Origin of the sequence: Geodermatophilus amargosae (assembly GCF_041028265.1) — a bacterium.
Classification (GTDB): domain Bacteria; phylum Actinomycetota; class Actinomycetes; order Mycobacteriales; family Geodermatophilaceae; genus Geodermatophilus; species Geodermatophilus amargosae_A.
In genome coordinates this window covers 93,584-104,494 of sequence record NZ_JABGCW010000003.1, presented here as the reverse complement: position 1 = coordinate 104,494, position 10,911 = coordinate 93,584, and the positions used below count along the sequence as shown (strand labels likewise).

General features: G+C 76.9%; 7 protein-coding genes. 5 read left to right on the top strand and 2 right to left on the bottom strand.

The genetic code is table 11. The features are described from left to right. Window positions 1-1,302, bottom strand: a complete 1,302-nt coding sequence (locus HLV61_RS03870; RefSeq protein ID WP_369253070.1) for a hypothetical protein — start codon at window positions 1,300-1,302, stop codon at window positions 1-3. Window positions 1,303-1,573: 271 nt separating this feature from the next. Between HLV61_RS03870 and HLV61_RS03865 the strand changes: the two genes are divergently transcribed. The 5 genes from HLV61_RS03865 (at window position 1,574) to HLV61_RS03845 (ending at window position 7,261) form a co-directional block, all read left to right on the top strand. Next, window positions 1,574-2,698: a DUF475 domain-containing protein gene (locus HLV61_RS03865; protein ID WP_369253069.1), complete on the top strand. Its 1,125-nt coding sequence runs from the start codon at window positions 1,574-1,576 to the stop codon at window positions 2,696-2,698. A gap of 165 nt (window positions 2,699-2,863) precedes the next feature. Next, complete coding sequence (locus HLV61_RS03860; protein WP_369253068.1) at window positions 2,864-3,481, top strand: AIM24 family protein; 618 nt, start codon at window positions 2,864-2,866, stop codon at window positions 3,479-3,481. Window positions 3,482-3,484: 3 nt separating this feature from the next. Further along, window positions 3,485-4,129: an AIM24 family protein gene (locus HLV61_RS03855; RefSeq protein ID WP_369253067.1), complete on the top strand. Its 645-nt coding sequence runs from the start codon at window positions 3,485-3,487 to the stop codon at window positions 4,127-4,129. Window positions 4,130-4,140: 11 nt separating this feature from the next. Next, on the top strand, window positions 4,141-5,115 hold the full coding sequence (locus tag HLV61_RS03850; protein ID WP_369253066.1) for an AIM24 family protein: 975 nt from the start codon (window positions 4,141-4,143) through the stop codon (window positions 5,113-5,115). 70 nt (window positions 5,116-5,185) lie between these two features. Next, the gene (locus tag HLV61_RS03845) at window positions 5,186-7,261 is read left to right on the top strand and encodes a S9 family peptidase (RefSeq protein WP_369253065.1); all 2,076 of its coding nucleotides are present in this window, start codon (window positions 5,186-5,188) and stop codon (window positions 7,259-7,261) included. Between the two features lie 1,923 nt (window positions 7,262-9,184). Here the strand turns inward: HLV61_RS03845 and HLV61_RS03840 are convergent. Then, on the bottom strand, window positions 9,185-10,891 hold the full coding sequence (locus HLV61_RS03840) for an Hsp70 family protein (protein WP_369253064.1): 1,707 nt from the start codon (window positions 10,889-10,891) through the stop codon (window positions 9,185-9,187). Between the last annotated feature and the right edge of the window lie 20 nt (window positions 10,892-10,911).

Here is a 10,911-nt window from a genome sequence, read left to right as displayed (position 1 = left end):
CTAGTCCGCCCGCGCCGTGCGCACCAGCCGGTCGAGCGCGTCCTCGATCGCCTGCGCCTCCCGCAGGACCGCCCCCCAGTCCGGACGGCGGCCCCGGGCGGACTCCTCCAGCGGGGGCAGCCGGCGGGCGAGGTCCTCGAACGTGCGGCGGAAGCGGCGCGCCCGGTCCTCGGGCAGTCCGGCCAGGAACCGCCGGGCGTCGACGACGGCGCGCTGCACCTCGGTGAGCAGCGCCCCGGGGTCCGCGGCGACGGCGTCGAGCCGCTCGAGCCGGCCGGTCGCCGAGCGCACCTCGTCGTCGACCCGGCCGGCGGCCGCCCGCACCCGGGCCAGCAGCGCAGCGGCGGCGGGGACGTCGAGGACCGGGGCGCCCAGCGCGGTCTGCAGCGCGGCCAGTGCCTCGTCGGCCTCGGCCAGCGCCTCGGCCGCCCGCGCGGGGGCGCGCTCGACGTCGGCCCACGCCGACAGGGGATAGCGGCGCCGCAGCTCGCTCATCACCGGCGTGAGCCGCTCGTGCCGGGTGCCCAGGGCCTCCCGGCGGGTGCGCACCGAGGCCGCGCCCCGGCGCACCTCGGCGGCCCGCCCCGGCAGTGCCCGCGCCCGCTCGGCCGCCGACTCCGCGGCGGAGCGGGCCTGCTCCGCGGCGTCCAGCGCGGGTCCGGCGCGGCGGGCGGCCAGCTCGGCGGCGGCGCTCGCGGCGAGGCGGTCGGCGGTGGCCAGGGCGCCGTCGAGACCGGGATCGGCCAGCCCGGCGGCGGCCGCGGCGTCCAGGGCGGCGCGGGCGGCGGCGGTCGTCTCCCGCGCGGCGGACACCGAGCGGGCGGCGGCGGCCCGTGCCCGCGCGGCGGTCGCGAGCACCTCGCCGTACTGCTCGCGGAACCGCAGCACCTGGCCGTGCACGTCGCGCAGCGCGGCCGCGGCGGCGCCCAGCTCGGTGGCGGCCGCCCGCGCCCGGCCGGGGTCGGCGTCCGCGGCGGCGTCGTGCCGCGAGAGCGCCTGCAGGTAGTGTCCGATCACCGTGTCGGCGTGGGTCGAGAGGTCCCGCCAGTCACGGGTCAACGAGTCGGGAGCAGAGATGCGGTGCTGAGCCCCCCGCCCGCCTACCCGCCCGCCTGTCCGCCCGCGGTCCCGCTCGCCGGGGCCGCCGGCCTCCTCGGCCGCGGCCACCGCGTCCGGCAGGTCGGCCAGCGCGGTGTCGAGCTCGAGCATCGCCGCGGCCGCGGCCTCCCGCGCCGCGGTGGCCTCCCGCCGGGGCGCCTCGCGGTCGCGGCGCCACCACGGGGTGCCGACCGGTCCGCTCACGGCCGCCTCCCGTCGCGGTGTCCCGCGTCCGGCGGGGCGGTCCGGCGCCCGCGCGGCCCGGCGGCCTGTGGATACCACGCCGCGGCCGCGGACGCGGGAACGGGCGGCCGGCACCGCCCCGTCCGCTGAGCCCACCCCGCCCGTCGCCCCGCCGGAGGGCGGCGGGAACGTCTGCCCCCCTGGATCCGTTGGACGCAGGGCCCGCCTCCCGGCCGATCCGGCTCGTCCGTCGTCGCCGCCTCGCCCGTCAGGCGTCGGAAAGGAAATCTTGATGCTCCGCTACTTCGGCTTCTCCGTCGGTCTGACGGTGGCCGCGCTCGTCACCGCCGTCTTCTTCGGCGGACCGGCCGCCCTGCTGGCCGTCGCCGTCCTCGGTGTGCTCGAGGTCTGTCTCTCGTTCGACAACGCCGTGGTCAACGCCAAGGTGCTGCGCCGGATGAGCCCGCTCTGGCGGAAGCTGTTCCTCTACGTCGGCATCTTCATCGCCGTCTTCGGCATGCGCCTGCTGCTGCCGATCGTGCTGGTGTCGGTGACCGCCTCGCTGTCGATCCCCGAGGTCTGGGACCTCGCCCTGACCGACCAGCAGGCCTACGGCGAGAACGTCGAGGCCGCGGCCGAGGCGATCTACACCTTCGGCGGCATCTTCCTGCTGATGATCTTCCTCAACTTCGTCTTCGACGAGGACCGGGACATCCACTGGCTGTCCTGGATCGAGAAGCCGCTGGCCAAGGCCGGCAAGCTGCCCTACCTGGCGATCGTGATCGCCCTGGCGGTCATCTACGTCGGCTCGCAGATCGCCGACCCCGAGAAGTACTCCACGGTGCTCGTCTCCGGCCTGGCCGGTCTGTTCACCTACCTGCTCATCGGTGGCCTCAACGAGCTCATGGAGGCCCCGGAGACCGATGACGACGACGACGCCGACGTCACCGCGACCGGGCAGTCGACCTCGGGCGGCAACGCGGGCGGGACGGCGACCAAGGCCGTGGCCGGCGCCGGCGCGGCGGCGTTCCTCTACCTCGAGGTGCTCGACGCGTCGTTCTCCTTCGACGGCGTCATCGGCGCGTTCGCCATCAGCAGCGACATCTTCATCATCGCGCTGGGCCTGGGCATCGGCGCCTTCTGGGTGCGGTCACTGACCATCTACATGGTCGACAAGGGCACGCTCGACGAGTACCGCTACCTCGAGCACGGCGCGATGTGGGCCATCGGCTTCCTGGCCACGATCATGATCCTGGAGCTGCGGTTCCACATCAGCGAGTACGTCACCGGCCTCACCGGCCTGTTCTTCATCGTCGCCGCGGTGATCAGCAGCGTCGTCGTCTCCCGGCGCGAGAAGGCCGAGGAGCCGGCGCGGATCGAGGACGAGCGCGACGAGGTCACCGCCGGCCGGCGCTGACCCTCCGGTCCCAGCGACACCGCAGCAGCGGCCCCGGGGCACCCGCCCCGGGGCCGCTGGTGCGTCCGGGGCAGGCGTCCCGCCGGCGACGGCGGGGGACCTACCGCGGGCAGGGGCCGCCGGATACGGTCCGGCCGGTCCCGTCCCCTGCACCGAGAGGCATCCGTGGCACAGCTCACCGCCCAGAAGCGCGTCCTGCACGCCGACCTGCACGGGGACCGCATCCGGGCCGCCAGCGGCTCGATGGTCGCCTACGAGGGCAACGTCGACTTCAAGAACTCCGGGATGGGTGGGGGCGGCGGCATGCGGGCCGCCCTCAAGCGGGCCGTCGCCGGCGAGAGCATCTCGCTGATGGACTGCGCCGGGCACGGCCGCGTGTACCTGGCCAAGGACGCGATGGACGTCCTGGTCGTCGACCTCGGCGGCGACACGCTCACCGTGGAGAGCGAGCACATCCTCGCCCACACCGAGCACCTGCGCCTCGACGTCCAGTTCTCCGGGCTGCGCGGCGTCACCAGCGGCCAGGGGCTGGCCACCACCACCGTCAGCGGCCAGGGCCAGGTCGCGCTGGTGTCCGAGGGTCCGGTCATGGCGCTGGAGGTCGCGCCCGGTCAGGACCTGGTGGTCGACCCCGACGCCTACGTGGGGTCCCGCGGCCAGCTGTCGATGAACCTGGTGAGCGGCGTCTCCTGGAAGTCCCTCGTGGGCGAGGGCTCCGGCGAGCCCTTCTCCCTCCGCTTCACCGGGCACGGCCTGGTGCTCGTCCAGTCCTCGGAGCGCTGAGCGGTGTCGTTCGAGACGGTCAACAGCAAGGTCGTGCGCGCGCACGTCGGCCCGGCGACCCCCGTGCTGGCCCGCCGCGGGGCGATGCTCGGCTACTCCGGCCAGGTCACCTTCCGCCCGGTGCACGGGCAGGGCCGCGGCATCGGCGGGATGGTCGGCGCCGCGATGTCCGGCGAGTCCAACCCGATGATGGCCACCGAGGGCACCGGGCAGGTGCTCTACGGCTACAAGGGCCTGCACGTCACCGTCCTGGAGCTCGACGGCGGCGCCCCGCTCGTCTGCGAGGCCGACCGGCTGCTGGCCCACGACGCGAGCCTGCAGACCAGCGTGCAGTTCCTCGGCTCCGGCGGGGTGAAGTCGGCGATCTCCGGCGCCATGACCGGGCAGGGGCTGTTCACCACCAACGTGCACGGCCGCGGCTCGGTCGCGCTGCTCTCGCACGGCGGCGCCTTCCCGCTGCAGCTCAACGGCACCCAGGTCGGCGTCGACCCGCAGGCCTACGTCGGACACGTCGGCCAGCTCTCGGTCGACCTCGCGGCGAAGGTCGGCTTCCGCGACGTGGTCGGCCGGGGCTCCGGCGAGGCCTTCCAGTTGAAGATCAGCGGCTCCGGCACGGTGTACGTGCAGGCCAGCGAGCAGAAGTTCTGAGGACGGCGACGATGACGTACCCGCCCACCAACCCCTACGGCGGCGGCAACCCCTACGGCGGCCAGCCCCAGCCCGGGTACGGCCAGCCCCAGCCGGGATACGGCCAGCCCCAGCCGGGGTACGGCCAGCCCCAGCCCGGCTACGGGGGCCAGCCCCCGTACGGCGGCCAGCCGCAGCCGGGGTACGGCCAGCCCCAGCCGGGCTACGGCCAGCCGCCGCCGCCGCCGTCCGGCCCGCCCGCCGGCGTGCCGACCACGCTCGACGCGCGGTCGCTGCCCGACGACGACAACGTCAACCCCTACGTCTTCTGCATCGCGCTGAACGGCGAGTGGTTCATGAGCAAGGGCGCGATGCTGGCCTACTACGGCAACGTCCAGTTCGACGCCGTCACCGAGTACTCCTCGGTGCAGGGTTGGGTGGCCGCGAAGTTCTCCAGCCCGATCTACGTGCAGGACTGGGTGGTCGCCCAGGGGCACGGCAAGGTGCTCATCGGCGACCGCGGGTTCGACCTCAACGCCTACGACCTCGACGCCGGCAACCTGACGATCAAGGCGGGCAACCTCTGCGCCTTCTCCCCGGCGCTGGAGCTCAAGCAGTCGATCGTGCCCGGCTTCGTCACGCTGATCGGCACGGGCAAGTTCATCGCCTCGTCCAACGGGCCGGTGATCTTCGTGGAGCCGCCGTTCCGGGCCGACCCCGACGCGCTGCTGGGCTGGGCCGACTGCCCCTCGCCGTCGGTGCACCACGACGCGCAGTGGATGACGCAGAACATCCGCGGCATGCTGTCCGGCGCGCTGGGCCGCGCCTCGGGCGAGGAGCGGCAGTACGACTTCACCGGGCAGGGCACGATCCTGCTGCAGTCCTCCGAGGTGGCCCGCGAGGACCCGGCGGTGCTGCGGCTGGTGGAGTCGCAGACGCAGCTGCTCACCAACGCCCAGGCCGGCAGTCTGGGGCAGCGGCTGGTCGCGCGGGCGCAGCAGCAGTGAGCGCCACACCCCGGCCGGGCCCCCGCACGGGGCCCGGCCAGGGTGACGACTGCACTACGCTCAGTGCGCCATGCGGCCCGCCGACCTCGCCCTGCTGCGCACGCCGGGGACGCCGACGGTCTCGCCGGACGGGCGGATGGCGGTGGTCGCCGTCGGCCGGCCCGACCTCGACGCCGACACCTACCGCGGCCAGCTCTGGGCCGTGCCCACCGACGGCTCGGCGCCGGCCCGCCCGCTGACCTCCGGCGCCCGTGACTCCGCGCCGGCGTTCTCCCCGGACGGCCGCTGGCTGGCCTACCTGTCGGCCGCCGACGGCGGCCACCCGCAGCTACACCTGCTGCCCACCGCGGGCGGCGCGCCCCGCCGGTTCACCGACGCCCCGCTGGGCACCGGCGCGCCGGTGTGGTCCCCGGACTCCCGCCGGCTGGCGTGGGTGGCCCGCGTCCCGGAGGCGGGCCGCTACGGCACGGCCGAGGACGTGCCGCCGGAGGCCGAGCCGCCGCGGCTGGTCACCCGGCTGCGGCACCGCGTCGACGACGTCGGGTACACCGCGGACCGGCCCAGCTGCGTGTTCGTCCTCGACCTGCCCGGCGACCCGTTCGACGACACCGCCGAGCTGCCGGAGCCGCAGCAGGTCACCGACGGCCGCGGCGAGGACACCGACGTCACCTGGTCACCCGACGGCCGGACGCTGGCGTTCGTCTCCGCCCGGCACGCCCGCGCCGACCGCGACCTGGTGCGCGACGTCTGGCTGGTCCCGGCGACCGGCGGCGAGCCGCGGCGGGTCACCCGCGGCCGCAGCGAGTGCCGGCTGCCGGCGTTCGACCCGGCCGGCGCGTGGATCTACGTGACCGCCCGTCCCGACCTCGGCCCCGACGGCCTCGACGTCGCCGCGCGGGGACTCACCCTGTGCCGGGTGGCGGCCGCCGGCGGCCCGCTCCGGCCGGTGCTCGACCCGCGGGACACCCACCGCGGAGACGACACCCCGGCGACGGTGCTGGCCGGGGGAGCGGCGCTGATCGGCGTCGAGCGGCGGGGCTCGGTGGCGCTGCTGCGGGTGCCCCTCGACGGCGGGGCGCACGAGACGCTGGTCGACGGGCCGTTCACCGTGCGCGGGTTCGGCGCCGGCGGCGGGGTCGTCGTCGCCACCGTCGCGCACGACCGGTCCGCCGGGGAGCTGGTGGCCCTCACGTCCGGGCGCCGGCGGCTGCTCACCGGCTTCGGGACCGCGCTCGGCGCCACCGGCCGGCTGCACCGGAGCGCCGAGCGCACCGTGGTCACCGCTGACGGGACGCAGGTGCACGGCTGGGTCACCGTGCCCGAGGGCCCCGGCCCGCACCCGGTGCTGCTGACCGTGCACGGCGGGCCGTTCACCCAGGACGGCTGGTCGCTGTCGGACGAGACCCAGGTCTACGCGTCGGCCGGCTACGCGGTGGTGCAGTGCAACCCGCGCGGGTCCTCGGGCTACGGGGAGGAGCACGCCCGCGCCGTCGTCGGGGCGTGGGGCGAGCGGGACGCCGACGACGTCCTGGCCTTCCTCGACGCCGCGCTCACCGACCCCGCGCTCGACGCCGACCGGGTGGGCGTGCACGGCGGCTCCTACGGCGGCTTCCTCACCGCGCTGCTGCTCACCCGCACCCAGCGGTTCGCCGCCGCCGTCGTGGAGCGGGCGGTGACCGACCCCGTGTCGTTCGTCGGCTCCAGCGACATCGGCTGGTGGTATGCCGCCGCCTACCTGGGGACCGACCCGGTGAGCCCGCTCGCGGAGGCGGCCTCGATCCGCACGCCCACCCTCGTCGTCCACTCCGAGCAGGACGAGCGCTGCCCGGTCGAGCAGGGCCGGCGGCTGTTCGTCGCGCTGCAGCAGCGGGGCGTGCCGAGCGCGCTGCTGCTGTTCCCCGGCGAGGGCCACGAGCTGTCGCGCTCGGGCCGCCCCCGGCACCGGCTGTCCCGCTTCGAGCACCTGCTCGCCTGGTGGGACCGCTGGCTGCCGGTCGCGGCCGGCGGGGCTCACGCCGGTCGCAGCCGCGCCCCCTCCGGCGCCTCGGCGGACACCACCAGCCGGCCACCCACCCGCGTGCACGGGAAGACCGCCACGTGGCCGGGGTCGCCGGCCGGGACCGGCAGGCCGCCGTCGATGTCGTAGCGGGAGTTGGTCACCTTGCGGCGGGTGGCGGCCGGGTCGTCGGGGCCCTCGGGCGGCGCGTCGGGCCGCACCAGGACGACCACCTCGGTGCAGCCGGCCGGCCAGGTCCAGCGCAGCCGGTCCCCGGCGCGGACCAGGCCGGTGACCGGCGGCAGGGACACGGCGCCGGCGCCCGCCGCGGCGGGGGCGGGGAGCGGTGCGGCCGGGGGTGCTGCGGCCGGGGGTGCTGCGACCGGGGATGCTGCGACCGGGCTGGACGCCTCGGGGGAGGCGATCCCCAGCCGCGAGGCGACGACGACGTAGCCGGCGACCGGTCCGTAGCCGCCGTCCTCCAGCGCCGTCGTGGCGGTCGACCCGACCACCTGGCGGCTGCCGTCGGGCCGCACCCGCAGCACCCGGTACTCGACCGGGCCGGGGGAGGCCGACGCCGTCCAGCGCACCTCGCGGGCGCCACCGGGCGCCGGGACGGCGACGACAGCGGTGGGCGGCGCGACGCCCAGCGCGGCGAGCTCCGCCTGCGCCGGCGGGTGGTCGGCGACGGCGCCGAGGGCGGCGAGCAGCGCGACCTCGCGCTCGCGTCCGGACGCCGGCGCGGCGGCCAGGGCGGCGTCGGCGGCGGCCAGCGCGGCGTGGGAGGCCCGCAGCAGCCCGGCGGCGTCCTCGCCGGCCGGCCCGGGCACGTCCGCGGCCTCGGCGGCCAGCCGTTCCAGCGTGGTAGCGGCCGCGGCGTGCCGGCGCGCGGCCAGCGCGGACCCGACGGTGCGCCATGCCCCCTCGGCGCGGGCGGCGGCCTCGGCGGCCTCGTCCTGCACGGCGCGGATCGGCGGGTGCATGCCCCCGGCCGCGGCCAGCGCGGCAGCGGCGTGCCGGGCGGCGGCACGCGGCCGGCCGGCCCGCAGCGCGGCGCGGGCGGCGGACACCTCGGCGGGCCAGTCCGGCGTCCCGCCCGGGCGCACGGCCGGTGGGGGAGGCGGCGGGACAGCGGGGGCGACCGGGGCGCCGGTCCCCCCGGCCAGCCCGGTGACGACCGCGGAGGCCCGCTGCGGATCGAGACCGGCCGCCATCGCCTCCTCCACGAGGACGGCGGCGTCGGCGGGCGTCAGCCGGTCCTCGACCAGCACCGCGGCGGCCACCCGCGGGCGCAGCGCCTCGCGGACGTCGTCGGCCAGCGCGTCGAGGTAGCGGCCGGGGTCGCCGTCGACGAGGAGCGCGCCGACGGCGGCCAGCAGGTCGTCGACCAGCGCGCGCCGCCGGTCGGGGCGGCGCTGCCGGTTGAGGACGAGCAGCGCGTCGCGCCGGCGGCGCACGGTCGGCGGGTCCGCCGTCGGCGGCAGGTCGAGGAAGGCGTGCAGGCTCGGCACGCGGACGCCCTCGATCCGGCCCAGCTCCTCGAGGCCGTCCCGGACCTGCCGCAGCACGGCGGCGTCCGTGGCGGGCGCGTCCCCGAGGACGCGGTGCCGGCGCAGGCGGGCCTGGAACGCGGCGTCGTCGATGCCCGCGGCCGCGGCCAGCCCGCGCAGCCCCTCGACCTTGTCGGCCGGCACCCCGCCGAAGCGCTCGGCCAGCCGCTCCAGCGCGGCGTCGATCTCGGCGTACCGGGCGGCCTCCCGCCGCGCCCGCTCGGCGCGGGTCTGCTCGGCCAGGAGGCGGCGTCCGTCCGCGGTGCGCAGCCGGGCGGCCAGCGCGTCGTGCGTCTGCAGCAGCGCGGTGACCAGACCGCGGTACTTGGGGTGGTCGCGCTGCTTCTGCCAGAACGCCCAGACGTCGTCGACGCGGCGGGCGACCTCGTCGTCGGAGAGGGGGACGTCCAGGGGGAGGTCGTAGACCTCGAAGGGGTCGGACGCGTCGGGGCCACCGCGGGCCTCGATCGCGGCGAGGACCCGCTTGCGGTAGCCGTTGCCGTCGAAGGGGTGCAGCACCGGTTCAGTCCTGCCGGCGGCGGACCCGGCCCACCTGCGCGCGCTCGCGGGCGACGTCGGCCTGGCTGAGCGCCGCGCCGGTCTCCACGCGCACGGTGAGCGGGCGGTCGGCGAGCCCCTCGTGCAGGGCGGTGAGCTCGAGGATGCCGTCGAAGCCCATCCGCAGCACCACCTGGATCTCCGTCCCGGCGGGATACCCGGGCGGGATGTCCTCGATGGAGGCCTCGGCGAGCAGCTTGGCGTCCTCGGGCCGGGTGGACTCGGTCCCGCCGCCCTGCTCGACGACGCGGATGGTCACCTGCCGCTGGTCGTCGTGGACGGTGCCGAAGGAGCGGCGCACGGCCACCGGCAGCCGGTCGTCGCGGTGCACGAGGAAGACGGTGGCCGGCTCGCCGAACCGGTCCAGCGCCAGGACGCCGAAGCCGCGCGAGACGGTGTTGAGGACCTGTGTCTCCACCGTCCGCCGGACCTGCGCGGCCGACAGCCCGAAGGCGTCGCCCAGGCGGGCGCAGGCGGCGTCGACGTCAGCCGGGGCGGCGTACTCCAGCGGCATGCCGGCGCGCAGCTGCCCGCGCGTGACCAGGTCGGCGGTGAGCAGCCGCTCCAGCTGCTTCTTGCGGCCGTAGACCGCGGCGCCCTTCGCGACGGCGAGGTCGGGGTCGTGCACCTCGGCGCGCACGCCCAGCTCGGCGGTCAGCCGCTGCGCGACGGCGGGCATGCGGGTCGAGCCGCCGACGAGCAGCACCCGGTCGATCCGGTCGACGCCGCGGGCGCGGGCCGCCGCCACCGCCGCGCGGGTCAGCGCCGTCGTGCGGTCGAGCAGGCCCGCGGTGAGCCGCTCGAACTCCACGCGGGTCACCGGCACGTCGGCGCGGCGGCCGTCGTGCTCGACGGGCACGACGACGGAGTCGCGGACGCTGAGCTCGCGCTTGGCCCGCTCGGCGGCGAGCACCAGAGCCTGGCCGCCGGCGCTGTCGTCGAGCGGGTCCTCGGCGTCGGGGTGGGCGGCGAGGAAGGCGCGCGACAGGTGGACGGCCAGCTTCTCGTCCCAGTCGGCGCCGCCGAGCTCGTGGTCGCCGTCGGTGGCGACGACGGCCAGCCGCCGGTCGGCCAGCTCCACGACCGCGACGTCCACGGTCCCGCCGCCGAGGTCGTAGACGAGCGCGACCTCCTCGAGGTGGTCCGAGGGGCCGCCGCCGTCGAGGCGGGCGAAGCCGTAGGACAGCGCGGCCGCCGTCGGCTCGTTGATGACGTCGAGGACGGTGAGGCCGGCGTACTCGCCGGCCAGCCGGGTGGCCCGCCGCTCCTCGTCGCCGAAGTAGGCGGGCACCGTGATGACGACGTCCTGCACCCGTCCTGCCGTGGAGAAGCCCGTCTCGCTGACCAGCGCGCTCAGCACCAGGCTGCTCACGGCCGGTGCCGACCAGGACCGGCCGTGGCTGACGAAGCGCCAGGTGCTGTCGCCCATGCGCCGCTTGACCAGCGTGCAGACGTCGTCGGGCTGGGCGCGGGCCAGGACGCGGGCGCGCTCGCCGGTGACGTAGTCGTCGGGGCCGACGAAGAGCACCACGCTGGGCAGCGTGGGTGCGCCGTCGAGGAGGGGGACGACGCGGGGGGTGCCGTCGTCGTCGAGCTGCGCCAGGCAGCTGTAGGTGGTGCCGAGGTCGATCCCGTAGACGGTGGGGGAGGGCGAGGGCGCACCGGCCGGCATGGGCCGGAGGGTAGCGGCGC

Bases quoted from the DNA above. Each gene is read 5' to 3' on its own strand.
- HLV61_RS03865 (WP_369253069.1), top strand. From the start codon at position 1,574: ATGCTCCGCTACTTCGGCTTCTCCGTCGGTCTGACGGTGGCCGCGCTC.
- HLV61_RS03850 (WP_369253066.1), top strand. From the start codon at position 4,141: ATGACGTACCCGCCCACCAACCCCTACGGCGGCGGCAACCCCTACGGC.
- HLV61_RS03845 (WP_369253065.1), top strand. From the start codon at position 5,186: ATGCGGCCCGCCGACCTCGCCCTGCTGCGCACGCCGGGGACGCCGACG.
- HLV61_RS03840 (WP_369253064.1), bottom strand. From the start codon at position 10,891: ATGCCGGCCGGTGCGCCCTCGCCCTCCCCCACCGTCTACGGGATCGAC.